The following is a 20,126-nucleotide window of genomic DNA, read 5'->3' on the forward strand; positions in this document are numbered from 1 at the left end:
GTGCGCATGACGCCGGACACGCATCCGGACGCCCTGTCGTCGCTGCTGGCGCTGGGCTTCGTCGGCCTGTTGTCGGTGGCGGTCGCGCTGCTGTTTTTCGCCTACGCCATCGGCACCATCGCCGCGATCGGCGCCGCGCGCGAGCGCGGGCCGGAGTGGCGCGCGGTCGTGCTGGCGATCGCGGCGTTCCTGCTGCCGCCGATCGGTTGGGGCTACCTGTTCGTCAAGGACAGCCCGGCGCGTTGGGTCCGCCGCTATTTCTGGATCGGCATCGCCAGCCTCGCCGGCGCCGCCGTGCTGTCTCTCATCATGCTCCAGCGGGGAGTCGTCGCATCATGAAACTCTGCGGTTTCGAGGTCGGTCTCGACCGGCCGTTCTTCCTCATCGCCGGTCCCTGCGTGATCGAATCCGAGCAGTTGCAGCTCGACACCGCCGGTCGGCTGAAGGAGATCACGACGGCGCTCGGCATCCCCTTCATCTTCAAGTCGAGCTTCGACAAGGCCAACCGCACGTCCGGCACCAGCTTCCGCGGCCCGGGCATGGAGGAAGGGCTGCGCGTGCTCGCCGAAGTGAAGCGCCAGATCGGCGTGCCGGTGCTGACCGACGTGCACGAATACACGCCGATGGACGAAGTGGCGAGCGTGGTCGATGTGCTGCAGACGCCTGCGTTCCTCGTCCGCCAGACCGACTTCATCAGGAAGGTGTGCAGCGCCGGCAAGCCGGTGAACATCAAGAAAGGCCAGTTCCTCTCGCCGTGGGACATGAAGCCCGTGGTCGAGAAGGCGAAGTCGACCGGCAACACCGACATCATGGTCTGCGAGCGCGGCGCCAGCTTCGGCTACAACAATCTCGTCAGCGACATGCGCAGCCTCGCGGTGATGCGCGACACCGGCTGCCCGGTGGTGTTCGACGCCACGCATTCGGTGCAGTTGCCGGGCGGGCAGGGCAGCAGCAGCGGCGGCCAGCGCGAATTCGTGCCGGTGCTGGCGCGCGCCGCCGTCGCCGTGGGCGTGGCCGGCGTGTTCATGGAAACCCATCCCGATCCGAGCAAGGCGCTCAGCGACGGCCCGAACGCGTGGCCGCTTGGCAAGATGCAGGCGCTGCTGGAAACGCTGAAGGCGCTGGACGAAGTGACCAAGCGCAACGGGTTCCTCGAAACCGATGCCTGATCCGCGCCACGCCATGCCCGGTTTGCGTCGGACGGCCGCGTCGCTGCGCGTCCTCGCGGGCTTCGTCGCGTGTGCGTGGCTGCTCGCGGCCTGTGGCCGCAGCGAGGTCGCGCCCGCCGCGCCCGCCGCGTCATCGGGCCCCGCGCCCGAGGAGCGCGCCTACCGGGCGAAGGTGATCGACGCGATGCGGAGCGAGGAAGGGCTGGCCTTCGCCGAGGAGTTGCAGCAGGCCTACACCGCCCTCGACCTCGGCCCCGATTCGCAGGAAGTCCGCGATGCCGGCGGCATGGCGACGGTCAATTTCGTCATCCGCAACGCCGAACTGGCGTACGAGGCGAAGCCTCTGGTCAAGTGCCTCGCGGCCTACCACGACAAGCACAAGGTCTCGCTGCCGGAACGCGCGGTGCCCCGGGTCGTCCAGGCCGGGCGACTGGAGCAATTGATCGCCGACGCGACGACCATCGATCGCGAGGCCTATGACAGACTCCTCGCCACGCTGCCCGGCAAGCCGACCGACCTGGGCCGCGCGCGCGCCGCGTTGATGGTCCTGACCTCGAACTCCGCCTACCAGGCCAAACGCGCCGTGGCGGTCCAGACCTCCAGGACGCTCGACTATCTGTCCCTCGCGACGGATGGCGAGTGCACGCCCTCCCACCGTTTCGTTTCCATCCTCAAGAAAGCGCCATGACCACGATCACGAAGATCCACGCTCGCGAAATCCTCGACAGCCGCGGCAATCCGACGCTCGAAGCCGAAGTGGCGCTCGCCGACGGCAGCGTCGGTCGCGCCGCGGTGCCCTCGGGCGCGTCCACCGGCACCAAGGAAGCCGTCGAACTGCGCGACGGCGACAAGACCCGTTACCTCGGCAAGGGTGTGCAGAAGGCCGTCGGCCACGTCAACGGCCCGATCGCGCAGGCGCTGGCCGGCTTCGACGCCGCCGACCAGGCCGGCCTCGACCGCCGCCTGATCGATCTCGACGGCACCGAGAACAAGGGTCGCCTCGGCGCGAACGCGCTGCTGGGCGTCTCGCTCGCCGCCGCGCACGCGGTCGCCGCGTCGCGCAAGCAGGCGCTGTGGCAGTACCTCGCCAACGGTCGCGAGGCCGTGCTGCCGGTGCCGATGATGAACATCATCAACGGCGGCGCGCACGCCGACAACAACGTCGACCTGCAGGAATTCATGGTGCTGCCGGTTGGTTTCTCCTCGTTCTCCGAGGCATTGCGCAGCGGCACCGAGATCTTCCATGCGCTGAAGTCGGTGCTGAAGGCCAAGGGCCTGAGCACGGCGGTGGGCGACGAGGGCGGTTTCGCGCCCGACCTGCGCAGCAACGCCGAAGCGCTGGACACCATCCTCGAAGCCATCGGCAAGGCCGGCTACAAGGCGGGCGAGGACGTGCTGCTCGGTCTCGACGTCGCGTCCAGCGAGTTCTTCGAGAACGGCAAGTACAACCTCACCGGCGAAGGCAAGCGCCTGACGAGCGAGCAGTTCACCGACTTCCTCGCCGACTGGTGCCGCGAGTACCCGATCGTCACCATCGAGGACGGCATGGCCGAGGACGACTGGGCCGGCTGGAAGCTGCTGACCGAGCGCCTGTCGGACAAGGTGCAGCTGGTCGGCGACGACCTGTTCGTCACCAACCCGAAGATCTTCCGCGACGGCATCGACCAGCGCGTGGCGAACGCGATCCTGATCAAGGTCAACCAGATCGGCACGCTGACCGAGACGCTGGAAGCCATCGCGATGGCCGACGCGGCGAAGTATGCGGCGATCGTCTCGCACCGCTCGGGCGAGACCGAGGACACGACCATCGCCGACATCGCCGTCGCCACCACCGCGACCCAGATCAAGACCGGCTCGCTGTGCCGCAGCGATCGCGTCGCCAAGTACAACCAGCTGCTGCGCATCGAACAGCAGCTCGGCGCCGCCGCGAAGTACGCCGGCCGCGACGCGTTCGTGTCGCTGAAGCGGGGCTGATGCGCGCCCGATGACCGATGTCGATCGCCCCCTGCGGCTGCTGGCCCTCCTGCTGCTCGCGCTGCTGGCGTGGCTGCAGTACCGGCTGTGGTTCGGCGAGGGCGGCGCCATCGCCACCACCGAACTGCAGGCCAAGGTCGATCGCCAGGCCGAGGAGAACCGCGGCCTCGGCCAGCGCAACGGCCAGCTGTCCGCGGAGGTCGACAACCTCAAGTCGGGCGAGGCGGCGGTCGAGGAACGCGCGCGCAGCGAACTGGGCATGATCAAGCCCGGCGAGACGTTCTACCGCGTGATCGAGTCGCCGCCACCGCCCGCCGAGGCGCCGCCGCCGGCCGTGGACCAGACGCCGTGACGGCGGATGCGGTCCGCGGCGGCGTGTGGGTCGTGGTGCCGGCCGCTGGTCGCGGCACGCGCTTCGGCGCCGAGCGCCCGAAGCAGTACTGCGAGGTCGCCGGCCACGCGGTGATCGCGCACACGCTCGGCGTGCTGCTGGCGCATCCGTCGGTGGCCGGCGCGATGGTGGTGCTCGCCGCGGACGACGGCTACTGGACCGAGGGCGCGATGGCGCATGCCGACAAGCCGGTGCTGACCTGCATCGGCGGCGCCGAACGTGCCGATTCAGTGCTCGCCGGCCTTGACGCCTTGCCCGACACGGTGCGCGCCGACGAGTTCGTGCTGGTGCACGATGCCGCGCGGCCGAACCTCGCGCATGCCGACCTCGACCGGTTGCTCGACGTCGGCCGCGCCGATCCGGTCGGCGCGATCCTTGCCGCGCCGGTGCGCGACACGCTCAAGCGCGCGGGCGACGACGGCGGCATCGACGGTACCGAACCGCGCGAGCGGCTGTGGCGTGCGTTCACGCCGCAGTTGTTCCGGCGCATGCAGCTGTCGCGCGCGCTGCGCGCTGCGGCCGAGGCCGGCGTCGCGATCACCGACGAGGCGATGGCGATGGAACGGCAGGGCCTGCGCCCGCTGCTGGTCGAGGGCCGCGAAGACAATTTCAAGATCACCACGCCGGCCGACCTGGCGCGGTTCGAATTCGAACTGGCGCGTCGGCGCCGCATGGAGGAATCCTGATGAAGACACGTGTGTGTGCACTCGCGCTCGGCGCCTGCCTGTCCCTCGCGGCCGGTGTCGCCGCCGCCGAGCCTTCCAAATCGAAGGGCCGCAGCCCGGAGGACGTCGCCGCCGATGCGATCCGCGCCAAGCAGGCGCTGAGCGACTGTCTCGTGACGTCCGTCGACGCCGACGACCGGCGCGTGCTGGTCGAGTGGATCTTCGGCGTGCTGTCGCGGCATCCCGACGTGAAGCCGCTCACCCGCATCGACGACGCGCAGTACGAGCGCATCACCCGCCGGGCCACCGCGCTGGTCGAATCGCTGTTGCTGGAACGCTGCATCGACCAGTTCCGCGAGGTCTCGCGCAAGGCCGGTACCGAGGCGATCGGCGAGAGCTTCGAGAAGCTGGGCGAGACCGCGATGTCCTCGATGCTGGAGGATCCGAGCGTGCGCGCCGCCAGCGGCGACATCGCCAAGTACGCCGACCCCGCGCGCATCGAGCGCGCGCTCAAGGACAAGTGAGCCGATGATCCGCATCGGCCAGGGCTTCGACGTCCACGCCTTCGGCGACGGCGACCACGTGACGCTGGGCGGCGTGCGCGTGCCGCACGAGCGCGGCATCGTCGCCCACAGCGACGGTGACGTGCTGCTGCACGCGCTGTGCGACGCGATGCTTGGCGCGCTGGCGCTGGGCGATATCGGCCGGCATTTCCCGCCGAGCGACGCGCGCTGGAAGGACGCCGACAGCCGCGTGTTCCTGCGCCATTGCGACCATCTGATCCGCGACCTCGGCTGGAAGGTCGGCAACGCCGACGTCACCGTGATCTGCGAGCGGCCGAAGGTCGGCCCGCACGCCGAGGCGATGCGGCGCACGATCGCGCTGGACCTCGGCATCGACATCGCCGACGTCAGCGTGAAGGCGACGACCAGCGAACGCCTCGGCTTCACCGGCCGCGGCGAAGGCATCGCGGCGCAGGCGGTCTGCCTGCTCGTGCGCACGTGAGCGCGACGCCGGTACGCGCGCACGGCGCGCCCGCGCTGCGTGCCCGCCTGCGTGCGACGCCGGAGGATTTCGTCGTCGAGGAACTGCATGCCTTCGAGGCGTCCGGCGCGGGCGAGCACCTGCTGCTGACGATCGAGAAGCGCGGCATGAACACCGCGTTCGCGGCGAAGCGCATCGCGCAGTGGGCGGGCGTGGCCGAGTCCGCGATCGGCTATGCCGGCCTGAAGGATCGGCACGCGCTCACCCGCCAGCGTTTCAGCGTGTGGCTGCCGAAGAAGGTCGCGCCGGACATTGCGACGCTGGGCGTCGATCCGGATTCCGCCGAGCGCGGCGAGCGCCTGATCGTGCTCGACGCGTGCTGGCACAGCCGCAAGCTGCCGCGCGGCGCGCTGGCCGGCAATCGTTTCGAGCTGACGCTGCGCGACGTGGTCGGCGACGTCGAGGCGATCGACGCGCGGTTGCGCGCGATGGCCGAACGCGGCGTGCCGAATGCGTTCGGCGAGCAGCGCTTCGGCCGCGGCGGCGACAACGTGGCGAAGGCGCGGGCGATGTTCGGCGGCCGGCGCGTGGCGCGCGAGGAGCGCACGCACCTGCTGTCGGCGGCGCGCTCGGAGCTGTTCAACCGCGTGCTGGCGCGCCGCGTCGCCGACGGCAACTGGGATCGCGGCCTCGACGGCGAGGTCTGGGCGCTGGACGGCAGCCGCAGCGTGTTCGGGCCCGAGCCGTGGAGCGAGGCGCTGGCCGAGCGGTTGGCGCGCTTCGACATCCATCCCTCCGGCCCGCTGTGGGGCCGCGGCACGCTGCGCACGCAGGGCGAGGCGCGGGCGCTGGAAGAGGCCGCGCTGGCCGACGACGACGCCCTCGCGCTGCGTGACGGACTGGAACGCGCCGGCCTCGAACAGGAACGCCGCGCACTGCGGCTGCGTCCGGATGCGCTGGCGTGGGACTGGCCCGAAGCGGGCGTGCTGCGACTGGCCTTCGGCCTGCCGCCAGGCGCCTATGCCACCACGGTGCTGGCGGAACTGGGCGAGCTCGACGGGACGGTGCCGGGTTTCTGAACGCGGGGCTTCGCCGGCTCACCGACAGACGGCAAACCCGGCAAAGCCGCCGCGGCGCGGGAGGCGTATAACGGCCGGGAGCCCCCTGCGGTCGTCGCAGGGCGCCGCCCGCGATGCCTCCCGGAGGTTTCCGCATGAACGCCAGAACGTCGTCCCTGCTGCTCGTCGCGCTCGCCGGCCTTGCCCTCGCCGGCTGCAAGACGATGGAGCACAGCGCCTACCAGCCACCGCCGCCGAAAGCGGTCGCGCCCGGCACCACCTACCAGCCGCGCATCGAGGAAGACACCGCCTACGTGGCGTACGTCGAGAACATGGCGCGCATCCGCGGCATCACCGTGCGCTGGGTCAACAAGCCGGTGAAGCGGCACGTCGACCAGTGACGTCCGACGCGACCGCGCCGCCTTCGCCGGCGGCGCGTTCGCGGTGATCGTTCACAGCCCGTAGCGTTCGATCGCGTCCCGGTGCGGCTGCGGGTCGGCGTCGCTCGCCTCCGCCAATGCCAGCCAGGCGAGGCGATGCGGCCAGCTGGCCGTCGCCTCGGTCAGCACGCGGTCGATCTCTGCGGCCGCGACGGTCGCCGGCGCCGACACCGTGAACACCACGCCGGGCAGCGGCGCGCCGTCCTGCGCGGCGTCTTCCAGCCGGTAGGCGTCGCCGCTGTGGATCCACACGCGCCAGTCGCGCGCGTGCAGCGCTTCGCGGAAGGCCGCGAACGCGTCATCGTCCGGCGCCGGGCCGTCGACCACCCAACTGCGGCCGTAGCCGCCTTCGGACAGCGTGTGGATCGCGCGGAACGTCGGCACGAAATGGTGGCGTTCCTCTTCGTCCTCCGGCGCCGGATACAGCGCGGCGGCGTCGAACACGACGCGGTCGCCCACGCGTTGGCGGTTCGCCGGCGGCGCGTTCTCCAGCACGACGGCGTGCACCGGGCCGCTGCGCCGGGCGTAGTAGTCGAGGGTCTTGCCGTCTTCCTCGTGGCGGACGATCACCCAGCCCCAGTCTTCATCGATCACGCCCTCGCCGGCTTCGAGCGTCATGCCGAGGTCGGTGGCGACGGCGCGCACGCTCGCCCAGTCCTCCGCGGCGGTGGCGGCGGCGAGGTAGTCCCAGCGCGCGGAGCGGTCGTCGGGATCGGCCTCGCACAGTTCGCGATGCCGGATCGCGGCGTCGGCGAAGCGTTGCTGCGTCATCAATGCGTGCGCCAGCAGGCGACGCGCGCCCTGCGCGTCGGGCGACAGCGTGAGCAGGTCGAGGCAGTGGCGTTCGACCGCCGGCCAGTCCTGCAACTGCTGGGCGAGCCGCGCGCGGCACCAGCAGGCCATGCGCGGATCATGCGTTTCGCAGAGGCGTGTCAGCCGATCGACGCCCGCGTGGTCGCCGGCGGCCAGCAGCGCGGACAGCAGCGTCGACGCGACGTTGCCGGCGTCCTCGGCGCCCGCGCGGCGTTCGACGTGTCGCCACAGCAGGTCGATGGCGTCGCGGTCGGCGCCGCAGGCCTGCAGCGCGGACGCGGCATGCGTGCACAGGCCGGCATCGTCCGGGCGTTCGGCGACGGCCGCGAGCAACCACTCGATTTCCTTCTCCGGGTTGCGGTCGTCGTCCGGTCGCTGCTGCAGCCACGCCGACAGGTCTTCGGCGGGCACGGGCATCGGGTCGAGACGGGGATGCGCGTCGATCCGCGCCTGCAGCGCGGCCAGTACGGCGTCGGCCGACGCCGGGTGGCGCAACGCATCGCGATGCTGCTGCGCCAGCCGCAGGTGGCGTTCGGCCGACCAGCGCGCGTCGCGTGCCAGCGCGAGGTCGGCGCAGGCGATCGCCATGTCGACGACGGTGCGATGCGCGCCGGTCGACGCGAAATGCCGCAGCGCCTTCTCCAGTTCGCGACCCAGCGCCCAGGTATTGCGTTCCGGCTGGCGATGCAGCAGCGGCAGGATCGCGCGCAGCCAGCGCCAGCGGTTGCCGGCGTTGGTGTCGTGGAAGCCGGGCAGGGCGTCCCAGGCCTCGTCGTCGCGACCGAGCGCGGCCAGCGCTTCGGCCTTCTGCAGTGCGCGCGGCAGGCTGATGTTGCGCCACTCGGGCCCGTCGACCTCGGCTTCCAGCGCTTCGATGCGTTCCAGCGCTTCGGCATGCCGGCCCATCGCCAGCAGCACGCGGTGGTGGATCTCGCGGATGCCGTCGTTCACCACCTGGCCGTGCGCGAGCAGCGTCTCCTGCTGCGCCTGCAGGTAGGCCAGCGCCTCCTCGTTGCGGCCGGCGTCGAGCAGCGCCTCGGCCTTCTCGTTCGACAGGCACTGGAAGCAGGCCCAGCTCGGATCGATGCGCGCCAGCGTCTCGTCGCAGACCGCGATGCGTTCCTCGACCCAGCCCGGGCCGTCGATGTTGGCGTAGCAGGCGGAGAGATCCTGGGTCACGCAGATCGACTGCGGACAGGCGATGGTGTCGTCGCGATGCGCGAACTCGAACAGTGCCACGGCCTCGGGCAGCGCGGTCTCGCCTTCGCCGTTGTTGCCCAGTCGGTTGCGCATCTCCCAGTGGCGGATGAAGACCTCCAGCCACGGGTTGTCCAGCGTCTTGCACAGCGCCTTGAGTTCCGGCAGCAGCGCTTCCGCGCGTTCGGCTTCCAGATCGCAGATCTCGCTGCTGAGGCGTTCGATCAGGTCGGCGCTGTGCGCCTGCCCGGCGTCGGCCAGTTCCTGTTGCAGGCGTTCCATCCATTGCCAGATGTTCATGGGGTGGGGGTCTTGTCCGAATGGGGAAGGGTGGGATCGATCAGTCGCTCGACCGACGCCGCGAGATCGCCGAGCGCGCCCTGCAGCGCGGTCGGCGCATGCGCGCCCTGACCGTCGAGCAGGTTCTTGAACGCTTTCAGCAGGCGCGCGGCGACCGCGGCATTCGCGTCGCCCGCGCGCACGGCGCGCAGCAGCCGCGCGACCGCGGGGTTGTCGAGGTTCACGTAGAGCTTGTGGTCGTGGCTGCCGTCGATGCCGGCGGTGAACTTGCGCGCGAGGCGCAGCGCGGAGAGCGAGACCTTGCGGTCCTCGGCGTCTTCTTCCAGCCGCTTCTTCAGTTCGGTGTCGCGGTCGGCGACCACGATCAGCGGCAGCTCGGCCGGCTGGAAATGCGCCGGCACCAGCTTCTCGCCGTTGCCGAGGTGGCGCTCCAGCCACGCGATCTCGTCCGCGGGCAGGTCGGCGAGGCGGAACAACTGGCGGTTGCCCTGCTCGGTGCCCAGTTCCACCAGCCGCAGGCCGCGGGCGCTGGCCCAGCGGCGCAGGAACGGCACCACGGCGTAGCGGTTGCCGCGCGCGACCGGCACGCCCATCGCGCGGAACAGCATCGCCTCGAAGCCCTGCCGGTCTTCCAGGATCACGTGCACGGCGCCCTTCGATGTCAGGTCGCGCACCGGCAGGTCGCCCTGCGTGGTCGGGATGCGCACCGCGTCCATCAGCATCGTGAACAGGCGGTCGTCGCACAGCGCGGCCCCGAGCAGCGCCTCGTTGTGGCGGGCAAGGATGCGCCGCCACGCCTCCGGTTGCTCGCGCGCGACCGTCGCCAGGCCTTCGATCAGCGACTCGGTGATCGCGTGCTTCGTCGTGCGGTAGTGCGCGTCGCGCTGCAGGTCCTCGCGGCTGGCGGTCGGCGTCATCCGCCGCGATTCGATCACGCCGCCGACGAAGCCCGCCCACGACGGCAGCAGGTCGCGGGCGTCGTCGTCCAGCAGCATGCCGCGCAGGAACACCGACAGGTTGCGGTTGTCGCTGCTGCCGTAGGTGCTGCCGTCCTGCACCCAGAGCAGGCCGACGGCGTCGCTGTCGTCGCTCGCGCGCAGCGGCAGCGTGCAGATTGGCTCGAAGCTGTGCTCGAAGCGTGCGGCGAAGGCGAGGTCGCGGCGGCGCGCCTGGATCGGGTGCAGCGCGGCAGTGTCGGCCTGCCGCCACGGTGGCGGCTCGGGATTGATCGCGTCGCCGCCGGCGATGTGGATCGGTTCGGCCAGCAGTGCGCAGTAGTGTTCGAGGATCTCGCGCAGCCGCTGCGCCGTCGCCAGCGCCGCATGCTCGTCGTGCAGCTTCAGCACGACCTCGGTGCCGACCTCGCGCGGCGGCATCGCCTCGACCGAATACTGCTCGGCGTTGATCGAGCTGTAGACGTGGCCGAGGTCGGGTGTCTGGTACGACGTCGTGCGCACCGACACCTGCTTCGCCAGCACGAACGCCGACAGGAAGCCGAGGCCGAACATGCCGATCAGGCCGCCGTCGTCCTGTCCCGATTCGCGCAGCCGGCGGGTGTAGCCGACGCCGACGGTGGCGAGGTAGGCGTGGATCTCGGATTCGGTCAGGCCGGCGCCGGTGTCGATGATGCGCAGCGTGTTGGTGGCGCGGTCGCCGACGATGTCGATGCGCGACGGCCCGGTCCAGTCCGGCTGCTCGATGCGCCGCCGCACGATCGAATCGTGCGCGTTCTGCACCAGTTCGCGCAGCGCGACCATCGGCGTGGAGTAGAGGTGCCGGCTGAGGACCGACATCAGCCCGCCGAGGTCGACGCCGGCGCGGCGGACCCCGGCCACCGGTGCGGCCGGTCCCGTCTCTTCGTTGTTCATCGGTGAGGCGTGAGGGAAGTCCGGCGCATTCTAGGCGATCGGGACAGGCGACCCGCGCGGCGTCAGCGCCGCGAGGCCAGCAGCACCAGCACCGCGCCGGTGCCGCCCTGCGCCGGCGGCGCGGAGTGGAACGCCAGCACGTCGGCGCGCTGGCGCAGCAGGCGGTCGACGAGGTTCTTCAGCAGCGGCACGCCGTCGGGCGAATTCAGGCCCTTGCCGTGGATCACGCGCACGCAGCCCAGCCCGGCGTCGACGGCCTCGCGCAGGAAGCGGCGCAGCAGCATCTCGGCGGTGGCGAGATCGGCCAGATGCAAGTCGATCTCGTCCTGCGCCGAGTACTGGCCGCGCGACAGCCGCTGCAGCACCCGCGGCGGCACCTCGTCGCGGCGGTAGCGGAGCGGATCGCCGGCCAGCAGCGGCATTTCGTCCAGCGCCAGCCGGAACTCGTCGCGGGCCGCGTCCTCGTCGCGTTCGCGCATCCGCGCCGCAGGCCGCGGCTTGGGCTTTTCCGGCACGGCCGGCGGCGCGGGCAGCTCGCGCACGGGCCCGATCGCGGCGCGGAACAGCGCGGCGTCGTCTTCGTCGTCGTCCGGCGGCGGGGCGGGCGGGGGCTTGCGCGGGGTCATCGGCGGGGAGGGTAGCAGGCGATGGCGTCGGCGACGCATGCCGGAGCCCGCGCGACGCATCCGGTATCATGTCGAGGCTCGATTCCCGAAGGCGACGACACTCCCCATGCGCATCCTGGTCAGCAACGACGACGGCGTCGACGCCCCCGGCATCCGCGCCCTCGCCGAGGGCCTGCGCGCCGCGGGGCACGAGGTGCTGGTGGTCGCGCCCGACCGCGACCGCTCCGGCGCCAGCAATTCGCTCACCCTCGACATGCCGATCCGCGTGATCCGCCAGGACGAGACCACCTGGCGGGTGCACGGCACGCCCACCGACTGCGTGCACGTGGCGATCACCGGCATGCTGGAGCGCGAGCCGGACATCGTCGTCTCCGGCATCAACAACACCGCGAACCTCGGCGACGACGTCATCTATTCGGGCACCGTCGCCGCGGCGATGGAAGGGCGTTTCCTCGGCCTCCCCGCCGTCGCGCTGTCGCTGGTCACCGCCGACCACAAGGGCGCGCACTACGCGACCGCCGCGCGCGCCGCGGTGGAGATCGTCGCCCGCCTGCGCGCCGACCCGCTGCCGGCGGACACCATCCTGAACGTCAACGTGCCCGACCTGCCCTGGGCGGAGATCCGCGGCTTCGAGGTCACGCGCCTGGGCAACCGCCATCGCGCCGAGCCCTGCACCGCGCAGGAAGACCCACGCGGCCGCACCTGGTGGTGGATCGGCGCCGCCGGTCCCGAGCAGGACGCCGGCCCCGGCACCGATTTCCACGCGGTGCGCAGCGGCCACATCTCGATCACCCCGATCCACGTCGACCTCACGCGCTACCAGGCGCTGGAGCAGGTCGCGAGCTGGGTCGGCGGCCTCGCCGCAGGCCTGCGCGACGCGGGCACCGGGGAGGGCGCCGCATGATGGCGCGGATCCGGTTGCAGCCGGAGGCGGTGGGTGTGGGCATGACCTCGCAGCGGGTGCGCGATCGCCTGATCGAGCGCCTGCGTGAGCAGAACATCCGCGACGAACGCGTGCTCAACGCGATCCGCACCGTGCCGCGCCACCTGTTCGTGGACGAAGCCCTGGCCGGGCGCGCCTACGAGGACAACGCGCTGCCGATCGGCCACGGCCAGACGATCTCGCAGCCGTGGGTGGTCGCGCGCATGACCGAGGCGCTGTTCGAGGCCGATCCGTCGGCCGACGCCGATGCCGTTGCAGACGCCGCCGCGCCGCGCGCCGCGTTCCCGCCGAAGCGGGTGCTGGAAGTCGGCACCGGCTCCGGCTACCAGGCCGCGGTGCTGGGCGCATTGGGGCTGGAGGTGTTCACGGTCGAACGCATCGGCGACCTGCTGCGCACCGCGCGCAAGCGCTTCCGCAGCCTTGGGCTGGAACTGCGCAGCAAGCACGACGACGGCCGCATCGGCTGGCCGGAGCACGCGCCCTACGACGCGATCCTCGTCACCGCCGCCGCGCCGGCGCTGGTCGACGCGCTCATCGAACAACTCGCGCCCGGCGGCGTGCTGGTCGCGCCGGTCGGCGGCGCGGGCGCGCAGTCGCTGGTGAAGCTGCGCCGCAACGCCGACGGCAGCGTCTCGCGCACCGACCTGGCGTCGGTGGTCTTCGTGCCGCTGCTCTCGGGGACGGTGGACGCGTGAAGCTCTTCGGTCCGCTCTACCGACGCGCCATCGGCTGGTCCCGCCATCCGCGCGCGCCGTCGTTCCTCGTCGGCCTGAGCTTCGTCGAGGCGATCATCTTCCCGGTGCCGCCGGAAGTGATGCTGGCGCCGATGTCGCTGGCGCAGCCGCAGCACGCGATGCGGTTCGCCACGCTGAGCCTGATCGGCTCGCTGGTGGGCGCGGTGCTCGGCTACCTGCTGGGCCATTACGCTTACGAGATCGTGCGGCCGCTGTTCGATGCCATCGGCTGGGCCGAGACCATCGACCAGGGCGTGCTGAAGCTGCGCGGGATAGCCGCCGAATCGCCGTGGAAGGCGTTCTGGCTGCTGGCGCTGGTCGGCTTCGCGCTGCCGCTGAAGATCGTGACCTGGGCGTCGGGCATCGTCGGCATCCCGTGGCTGCCGTTCCTCACCAGCATGGTGGTGGGCCGCGGCCATCGCGTGTATCCGGTGGCGCTGGCGATCCGCATCGGCGGCGAACGCGCCGAACGCGCGCTGCATCGCTGGATCGAACCGGTGGGCTGGGCGATCTCGGTCCTGCTGTTGGGCGTGGTCGGGTATTTCGCTTACCGTGGATGGGCCGCATGAACCCGCGCCCGTCCCTGCCGTTGCGATCGTCGTCCCGTTGCCTCGCCGCGCTGCTCGCCTTCGCGGTGCTGGCGGCCTGCGGCCACAGCACGGTGGTGCGCACGCCGTCGCGGCACGAGCCGCGCGTCGTGCGGCCCGCGGCACCCAGGCCGGGTTCGACGACCGTCGTCCGCGCCGGCGAAACCGTCTACCGCATCGCCACCCGCCATGGCATCAGCCCGCTGGACCTGGCGATGTGGAACCGCATCCCGCCGCCGTACACCATCCATCCCGGGCAGCGCCTGCGGCTGACGCCGCCGCCCGATCGCGCGCCGCCGCCGGTGGCATCGACGCGACCGCCGCCCGCCACGCCGACGTCGCCGGCCAACGGTCGTCCGCCATCGCCGCCGCCGTCGACTTCGACGTCGCCCAAACCGCCCGCCCCGACGCCGTCGACCCCGAAGCCGCCCGCGCCGCCGCCGGTGGCGATGTCGACGTTCGCCTGGCGCTGGCCGGCCGACGGTGCGCTGGTCGGCACCTTCGCCGCCGGCGATCCCACCCGGCAGGGCATCGACATCGGCGGTCGTGTGGGCGCGCCGGTGCGCGCTGCGGCCGACGGCGTGGTGGTGTATTCCGGCGCCGGCCTCGTCGGCTACGGCGAGCTGATCATCATCAAGCACGACGACCAGTGGCTGTCGGCCTACGGCCACAACCGTGCACGGCTGGTCAACGAAGGCCAGCGCGTGAAGGCCGGCGAACAGATCGCCGAGATGGGCCACAGCGGCGCCTCGCGCGACATGCTCCATTTCGAGATCCGCTACAACGGCAAGCCGCAGGACCCGCTGCAGGCGCTGCCGAAGCGATGAAGTCTCGAACATTCCGGAAGGGCGGATCCCCGGCCTCCGCGCGGCGCGCGGAGGCGCTCGCCGTCCCGCGAGGCGATGCCTCGCAAGCGGGGCCGGCTCGCCCGCTACAACGGCAAGCCGCAGGATCCGCTGCAGGCACTGCCGAAACGTTGAAGGGACGCGCATGACGATCACCCGCCTGCTCGCCATCGCCGGCTTCGCGCTGCTCGCGCTCGCGTGGTCGCCCGCGCGCGCGGCGGAACGCGCGTCCGTCGCGCAGCCGCTGGCGATCGGCGACACCTTCACGCTCGCATCGAAGGCGCTGGGCGAGACCCGGCGCATCAACGTCTGGCGCCCGCCGGCCAACGCCGCGAAGCCCGACGCGCCGCTGCCGGTGCTGTACCTGCTCGACGGCGGCATCGGCGAGGATTTCCTCCACGTCGCCGGATTGATGCAGGTGTCGATCGCCAACGGCACGATGCGGCCCTTCCTGCTCGTCGGCATCGAGAACACGCAGCGCCGGCGCGACATGACGCCGGCGACCGACGTCGCCGAGGACCGCGCGATCGCGCCCGCCGTCGGCGGTGCGGTGCCGTTCCGCGCCTTCCTGCGCGACGAACTGAAGCCGGAGATCGCGCGTCGCTACCGCGTCGCCGGCGAGAGCGCGCTCGTCGGTGAATCGCTGGCCGGGCTGTTCGTGCTCGACACGCTGGTCGCCGAGCCGGCGCTGTTCGACGACTGGATCGCGATCGACCCGGCGGTGTGGTGGAACGACAAGGCGCCGATGAAGGGCCTGCGCACGTTCCTGAAGGCGCATCCCGACCTGCGCGGGCGGCTGCTGGTCGCCGCCAGCGGCGAGCCGACGATCGCCTCGCTGACCGTCTGGCTGCCGTCGATCCTGCAGGACGACGCGCCGAAGGGCCTGGCATGGCGCTACCTGCCGCTGCCGGACGAAACCCACGGCACGGTGTTCCATCCCGCCGTGCTGCGCCTGTTCCGCGCGCTGTCCGAACCGCTTCCGCCGCCGACGTCGCCATGAGCGGGCAAGGCGGAAAATTGATCCGGATCGGGTTGCGGTCACCGGGAATTCCGGATCATCGCCCGTGATGAGTCCGCTCCGTCGCCCGCGCCCGCTGCTGTGGTCGCTCGCCTTCACGGCGAGCCTGCTGCTTGCGCTGCTGCCGGCGGCCGGACGGCTGCATCGTGCGCTCGATGCCGAAGCCTCTGCGCCCGCGATGCAGGCCTTCTGCACCACGCAGGGGCTGGTGCTGCGTCCGCCGATCTTCGATCAGGTGGCCGTCGATCAGTTCGTCATCGATCCGGCCCATCCTCCGGGCGAGCGTTCGCCGGCACCCGCGGCCGGCGACGACTGCGCCTACTGTCCGCTGCTGGCGACGACCGGGCTTCCGGCCCTCGTGTCGCCGGTGCTGGCGCCGTTGCCGCCGATGGCAGTGGTCTTTCCGCCGCGGGATTCGCGGCGCACGGGTGATCGCCACCCGATCGGCCAGGGCCCGCGCGGCCCGCCGGCGCGCTTCGCCGCCTGATCGATCCCGCGTCGCGGCGATCCCGCGTTTCGCCTTCCTTTCGTGTCCTGCCGCCTCCGCGCGTCCGTGCGGCGGGCGCGCATGCGCCGTGACGCTCCGCGCGCACGGCCGCCGTCCCCCTTTCCGGAGTTCTCCATGCGTTCCTTCGTGTCCATTCCGGTCGCGCCGCTCGCGGCCGCGATCCTCGCCGCGCTGCCGTTCTGCGCCTTCTCCGCCGAGCCGGTGCTCCCCGATGCCGGCGACGGCGTCGTCACCCTGCCGAAGGTGATCGTCGAGAGCGATCGCGCCGACATCGCGCCGGCCCGCCGCGTCGACGCGCAGGCGCTGCGCGCACGCGCAGCCGCCGCCAGCGATGCCGCCGCGCTGCTCGACGGCCAGCCGGGCGTCACCGTCAACGCCGCCGGCGGCGTGTCCGGCCTGCCGTCGATCCGCGGCCTCGCCGACGACCGCCTGCGCATCCGCGTCGACGGCGCCGACATCACCGCGTCCTGCCCCAACCACATGAATCCGGCGCTGTCGTACGTGCCGCCGGGCGATGTCGCCAGCATCGTCGTCTATCCGGGCATCACCCCGGTGTCGCAGGGCGGCGATTCGATCGGCGGCAGCATCGTCGTCGAGCGCAGGCCGCCGACGTTCGCCGCGGCGGGCGAGGGCACGGTGTTCTCCGGCGAATTCGGCGCCTACTACCGCAGCAACGGCGACGCGCACGGTGCCCACGTGGCCGCGGCGCTCGCGACCGAGCACTTCAGCGCGCGCTACACCGGGTCGACCGCGCGTGCCGACGATTACCGCGCCGGCGACGACTTCAAGACCTACACCTTCACCGGTCGCGCCGGGCACACGCTGGGCCGCGACGTGGTCGGTTCCAGCGCGTTCGTGTCGCACAACCAGGCGCTCGACCTCGCCTACGCCTGGGGCGATCACCTGATCGAGGCGAAGTTCGGCTGGCAGCAGATCCCGATGCAGGGCTTCCCCAACCAGCGCATGGACCTCACCGACAACCAGCAGCGCAGCGCCAACCTGCGCTACCTCGGCCAGTTCGACTGGGGCCGGCTGGAAGCACGCGTCTACCGCGAGACGCTCGACCACGAGATGGATTTCGGCGCGGACAAGCGCTACTGGTACGGGTCCGCGTCCGGCGGCAGCAACCCGCCCGACGGTGCCGGCGTGCCTTGCGCGCCGATCGGCGCGACCTGCGCCATCGGCATGCCGATGGACACCGAGAGCGACACCACCGCGCTGTCGCTCGATGCCGACATCGCGCTGCATGGCGACGATCGCCTGCGCGCGGGCCTCGAGCATCGCGCGTACCGGCTCGACGATTGGTGGCCGCCGTCCGGCGGCATGATGGCGCCGGGCACGTTCTGGAACATCCGCGACGGCGAGCGCGATCGCACCGCGGCCTACGTCGAGTGGGAGCATCACTTCGACGCGCGCTGGACCGCCGAACTCGGCGCCCGCTACGAGCAGGTGCGGATGGACGCCGGCCTGGCCGAAGGCTACGCCCCGACCAGCAACATGATGGGCTCGTACCAGATGCGCGACGCCGGCCTGTTCAACGCCGCCGACCGCTCGCGCCGCGACGGCCACTGGGATGCCAGCGCGATCTTCCGCTTCGCCGCGAGCGAGCGCGCCGACATCGCCTTCGGCATCGCGCGTAAGGTCCGTGCGCCGGGCCTGTACGAGGTCTATCCGTGGTCGACGTGGTCGATGGCGGCGGTGATGAACAACTTCGTCGGCGACGGCAACGGCTACATCGGCAACCTCGCGCTGCGCCCGGAACGCGCGGTGACGGTGTCGACGACCTTCGACCTGCATGCGCCGGATCGCCGCTGGGAACTGCAAATCACGCCGTATCGCACGCAGATCGCCGATTACATCGACGCCGTGCAGTGGGATGCCGCCACCAACGCGCCGCGTGCGGTGCCGGTGCGCAACGCCTTCACCGTGCTGAAGTACGCGAACCAGAATGCGCGGCTGTACGGCGTGGACGTCTCCGGCAAGGTGCGGCTGGCCGAGACCGGCTTCGGCACGTTCGGCCTGGAAGGCACACTGGCGTGGTCCGACGGTGAGAACACCCGCACCGGCGACGGCCTCTACCACCGCATGCCGCTGAACGCGAAGCTCGCGCTCACCCAGCGCATCGGTGGCTGGGACAACGCGCTGGAAGTGGTGGGCGTCGACCGCAAGGACGATGTCTCGCGCGTGCGCAACGAGATCGAAACCGCCGGCTACGGTCTGGTCAACCTGCGCGTGGGCCATGCGTGGGAGCGCGTGCGGCTGGACGTGGGCGTGGACAACGTATTCGACCGCTTCTACGCGCTGCCGACGGGCGGTGCGTATCTTGGCCAGGGCACGACGATGTCGATGAATCCGCCGGTGCCGAACTATCCGCAGTGGGGCACGGCCGTGCCCGGCGCGGGACGTTCGTTCCACGCGGCGATCAACGTGAAGTTCTGATTCAGGACTCCGGCTCCGGTACGCCCCGTGCGGGCGGGGGACGCGGACCCTCCGGCTGCGTCCTCCGCTCGTGCGGTCAGCGTGAGAAGCATGAAAAGCGTCCGTCGCGGGGTGTTCGATCCCCGAGGCGGTCGACGTGGAATTCCGTTCCGGTACGCCCCGTGCGAGCGGGGGACGTGGGCCCTCCGGCTGCGTCCCCTGCTCGTGCGGTCAGCGTGCGAGGCACAGCGACGTGCCGCGATGGAAGTCCTGGCCCCAGGTGCGGTAACCGGCGGTGTCGATGTGGATCGCGGTGGGTGTGTAGAAGCCGAGTCCCATGTTCGCGGCCTCGCCGTGTTCGCGCCAGAACGCACAGAGTTTCTCGACGTTGTCCGGCCGCTTCGGCAGGTCGAAGTCGATCGCCTGGTTCTGCAAATGCTTGCTGCCGGCGCTGCCGCCGGCACAGGCGTTGAGCTCGGGATCGCGGTATGCCGAACGCGCGAGCGAGGTGTCGAGGATGCCGAGATCGCGCAGTTGCGCGACCAGCCGCAGCGTCGGCGGCATGTTCGCCTGCAAGGTGTCGGGCGGCACGCCGAATTCATCGCGGTTGCAGGCCCGCCACTTGCGCGCCGTGCGCGCGAGCGCCAGCGCGGGCACCACGCCATCGACGCCTTCGGCCTGCAGCCGCGCGGCGTACTGCGCCGCTTCGGTGCGATGGCCGGCGTCGAGCCAGCGCGCGTAGCGCTTGGTCGGCGACAGCGGCAGCAGCGCGCAGCCGGCGAGGGCGACCAGCAGGGCTGCGAGCACCAGCGTGGTGGCGATCGAGGCGGCAGCGGTCGACGCCGTCGCGATCTGCTTCGGGGCCACCGCGGCGCGCGGGCGGCGCATCGCTCAGCCCGCCAGCACGAATCCGGCGACCACGCGCCGGCCTTCGCCCGCCAGCACGTTGAAGGTGCGCGCGGCGGCGGCATTCGTCATCGTTTCCAGGCCGATGCCGCGCGACAGGCAGGCGGCCAGCGTCGCCGGCGGCGGGAACGCCTGGCGGCCGCCGCTGCCCAGCAGCACGACTTCCGGCGCCAGTGCGAGCAGCGGTTCGAGGTCGGCGGGCGTCAGCGCCGCGGCATCGCGCACCGGCCAGCCTTCGACCAGCGTGTCGGGCGAGAGCACGAAGCTCGCGGTCAGGCGGCGGTCGTTGACCAGCGCCGAGGTGCCGTCGGCACCGCGCAGGACGTAGGCGTGGTCGGGTTGTTCGAGGTGGAGGAGCATGGGGCGATCCGGCGGGTCATTCGAAGGGTTCGATGGACTCGAGCATGGCGCCATCGGGGACCGGGCGCAGGCACAGCATGACCTTGTCGCCACCGGCGATCCAGACGCCGCAAGTCTCCCTGTCCGCCAGCCGGGTCACCATTTCCGGCCATTCCGCGAAGCAGATGAACTGCTCCGAGCATCGGGCCGGCACCGGTTGCCAGCCGGCGGCGAGGAGGCGGGACCGCGATTCGGGGTAGTCATCGCCGACCTTCAGCGATTCCAGCGCCCGTTGCGCGGGCGTCTGCGGTGCGTCGCACGCCGTGGCCAGCACGCAGAGTGC

23 protein-coding genes are annotated in these 20,126 nt (G+C 71.5%); 17 read left to right on the forward strand and 6 right to left on the reverse strand.

From position 1 onward, the window contains the following. The first annotated feature begins 6 nt into the window (after nt 1-6). The 10 genes from ACT53Q_RS17825 to ACT53Q_RS17870 all read left to right on the forward strand — a co-directional run bounded on the left by ACT53Q_RS17825 (nt 7) and on the right by ACT53Q_RS17870 (nt 6,642). On the forward strand, nt 7-339 hold the full coding sequence (locus tag ACT53Q_RS17825) for a hypothetical protein (protein WP_476188000.1): 333 nt from the start codon (nt 7-9) through the stop codon (nt 337-339). Continuing rightward, on the forward strand, nt 336-1,169 hold the full coding sequence (kdsA, locus tag ACT53Q_RS17830; protein ID WP_476188001.1) for a 3-deoxy-8-phosphooctulonate synthase: 834 nt from the start codon (nt 336-338) through the stop codon (nt 1,167-1,169). Before ACT53Q_RS17825 ends, kdsA begins: the two co-directional genes overlap by 4 nt. Beyond that, nucleotides 1,162-1,857, forward strand: coding sequence for a hypothetical protein (locus ACT53Q_RS17835; RefSeq protein WP_476188002.1), 696 nt, complete (start codon nt 1,162-1,164; stop codon nt 1,855-1,857). Before kdsA ends, ACT53Q_RS17835 begins: the two co-directional genes overlap by 8 nt. Further along, entirely contained in the window at nt 1,854-3,143 is a 1,290-nt protein-coding gene (gene eno / locus ACT53Q_RS17840; RefSeq protein WP_476188003.1) for a phosphopyruvate hydratase, read from the forward strand. Before ACT53Q_RS17835 ends, eno begins: the two co-directional genes overlap by 4 nt. 10 nt (nt 3,144-3,153) lie before the next feature. Beyond that, the gene (gene ftsB / locus ACT53Q_RS17845) at nt 3,154-3,495 is read left to right on the forward strand and encodes a cell division protein FtsB (protein WP_476188004.1); all 342 of its coding nucleotides are present in this window, start codon (nt 3,154-3,156) and stop codon (nt 3,493-3,495) included. After that, complete coding sequence (ispD, locus tag ACT53Q_RS17850) at nt 3,492-4,220, forward strand: 2-C-methyl-D-erythritol 4-phosphate cytidylyltransferase (RefSeq protein WP_476188005.1); 729 nt, start codon at nt 3,492-3,494, stop codon at nt 4,218-4,220. The genes ftsB and ispD overlap by 4 nt, the downstream gene beginning before the upstream one ends. Further along, on the forward strand, nt 4,220-4,723 hold the full coding sequence (locus ACT53Q_RS17855; protein WP_476188006.1) for a hypothetical protein: 504 nt from the start codon (nt 4,220-4,222) through the stop codon (nt 4,721-4,723). Before ispD ends, ACT53Q_RS17855 begins: the two co-directional genes overlap by 1 nt. A 4-nt stretch (nt 4,724-4,727) precedes the next feature. Next, nucleotides 4,728-5,204 carry a 2-C-methyl-D-erythritol 2,4-cyclodiphosphate synthase gene (gene ispF, locus ACT53Q_RS17860; protein ID WP_476188007.1) on the forward strand — a complete coding sequence of 159 codons (477 nt, stop codon included), beginning with the start codon at nt 4,728-4,730 and terminating at the stop codon, nt 5,202-5,204. Then, nucleotides 5,201-6,262: a tRNA pseudouridine(13) synthase TruD gene (truD, locus tag ACT53Q_RS17865; protein ID WP_476188008.1), complete on the forward strand. Its 1,062-nt coding sequence runs from the start codon at nt 5,201-5,203 to the stop codon at nt 6,260-6,262. The genes ispF and truD overlap by 4 nt, the downstream gene beginning before the upstream one ends. A gap of 134 nt (nt 6,263-6,396) precedes the next feature. Continuing rightward, nucleotides 6,397-6,642 carry a hypothetical protein gene (locus ACT53Q_RS17870; RefSeq protein ID WP_476188009.1) on the forward strand — a complete coding sequence of 82 codons (246 nt, stop codon included), beginning with the start codon at nt 6,397-6,399 and terminating at the stop codon, nt 6,640-6,642. Between the two features lie 51 nt (nt 6,643-6,693). Here the strand turns inward: ACT53Q_RS17870 and ACT53Q_RS17875 are convergent, their stop codons facing one another. The 3 genes from ACT53Q_RS17875 to ACT53Q_RS17885 form a co-directional block, all read right to left on the reverse strand. Continuing rightward, on the reverse strand, nt 6,694-8,991 hold the full coding sequence (locus ACT53Q_RS17875; protein WP_476188010.1) for a tetratricopeptide repeat protein: 2,298 nt from the start codon (nt 8,989-8,991) through the stop codon (nt 6,694-6,696). Then, nucleotides 8,988-10,859, reverse strand: coding sequence for an ATP-binding protein (locus ACT53Q_RS17880; protein ID WP_476188011.1), 1,872 nt, complete (start codon nt 10,857-10,859; stop codon nt 8,988-8,990). Before ACT53Q_RS17880 ends, ACT53Q_RS17875 begins: the two co-directional genes overlap by 4 nt. Before the next feature lie 62 nt (nt 10,860-10,921). Continuing rightward, complete coding sequence (locus ACT53Q_RS17885) at nt 10,922-11,485, reverse strand: Smr/MutS family protein (RefSeq protein ID WP_476188012.1); 564 nt, start codon at nt 11,483-11,485, stop codon at nt 10,922-10,924. A gap of 106 nt (nt 11,486-11,591) precedes the next feature. On the opposite strand from ACT53Q_RS17885, the gene surE reads away from it, so the two are divergent. The 7 genes from surE (at nt 11,592) to ACT53Q_RS17920 (ending at nt 18,559) form a co-directional block, all read left to right on the forward strand. Further along, complete coding sequence (gene surE, locus ACT53Q_RS17890; RefSeq protein WP_476188013.1) at nt 11,592-12,389, forward strand: 5'/3'-nucleotidase SurE; 798 nt, start codon at nt 11,592-11,594, stop codon at nt 12,387-12,389. Next, complete coding sequence (locus ACT53Q_RS17895; protein WP_476188014.1) at nt 12,386-13,123, forward strand: protein-L-isoaspartate(D-aspartate) O-methyltransferase; 738 nt, start codon at nt 12,386-12,388, stop codon at nt 13,121-13,123. The genes surE and ACT53Q_RS17895 overlap by 4 nt, the downstream gene beginning before the upstream one ends. Beyond that, complete coding sequence (locus ACT53Q_RS17900; RefSeq protein ID WP_476188015.1) at nt 13,120-13,731, forward strand: YqaA family protein; 612 nt, start codon at nt 13,120-13,122, stop codon at nt 13,729-13,731. The genes ACT53Q_RS17895 and ACT53Q_RS17900 overlap by 4 nt, the downstream gene beginning before the upstream one ends. Then, nucleotides 13,728-14,576 (forward strand): peptidoglycan DD-metalloendopeptidase family protein, encoded by an 849-nt coding sequence (locus tag ACT53Q_RS17905; protein WP_476188016.1) that lies wholly within the window; start codon nt 13,728-13,730, stop codon nt 14,574-14,576. The genes ACT53Q_RS17900 and ACT53Q_RS17905 overlap by 4 nt, the downstream gene beginning before the upstream one ends. Nucleotides 14,577-14,739: 163 nt before the next feature. Next, complete coding sequence (locus tag ACT53Q_RS17910) at nt 14,740-15,594, forward strand: alpha/beta hydrolase (RefSeq protein WP_476188017.1); 855 nt, start codon at nt 14,740-14,742, stop codon at nt 15,592-15,594. 67 nt (nt 15,595-15,661) lie between these two features. Beyond that, a complete protein-coding gene (locus ACT53Q_RS17915) occupies nt 15,662-16,099 on the forward strand; it encodes a DUF2946 family protein (protein ID WP_476188018.1) in 438 nt (145 codons plus the stop codon). Between the two features lie 135 nt (nt 16,100-16,234). After that, nucleotides 16,235-18,559, forward strand: a complete 2,325-nt coding sequence (locus ACT53Q_RS17920) for a TonB-dependent receptor (RefSeq protein WP_476188019.1) — start codon at nt 16,235-16,237, stop codon at nt 18,557-18,559. Nucleotides 18,560-18,769: 210 nt separating this feature from the next. On the opposite strand, the gene ACT53Q_RS17925 is transcribed toward ACT53Q_RS17920, so the two are convergent. The 3 genes from ACT53Q_RS17925 to ACT53Q_RS17935 are packed head-to-tail and all read right to left on the reverse strand — an operon-like array spanning nt 18,770 to nt 20,117. Beyond that, nucleotides 18,770-19,426 carry a D-Ala-D-Ala carboxypeptidase family metallohydrolase gene (locus ACT53Q_RS17925; RefSeq protein WP_476188020.1) on the reverse strand — a complete coding sequence of 219 codons (657 nt, stop codon included), beginning with the start codon at nt 19,424-19,426 and terminating at the stop codon, nt 18,770-18,772. A gap of 3 nt (nt 19,427-19,429) precedes the next feature. Then, complete coding sequence (locus tag ACT53Q_RS17930) at nt 19,430-19,804, reverse strand: Mth938-like domain-containing protein (RefSeq protein ID WP_476188021.1); 375 nt, start codon at nt 19,802-19,804, stop codon at nt 19,430-19,432. A gap of 16 nt (nt 19,805-19,820) precedes the next feature. Then, nucleotides 19,821-20,117 carry a hypothetical protein gene (locus ACT53Q_RS17935; protein ID WP_476188022.1) on the reverse strand — a complete coding sequence of 99 codons (297 nt, stop codon included), beginning with the start codon at nt 20,115-20,117 and terminating at the stop codon, nt 19,821-19,823. Between the last annotated feature and the right edge of the window lie 9 nt (nt 20,118-20,126).

This window comes from Lysobacter sp. DMC97 (assembly GCF_056313745.1).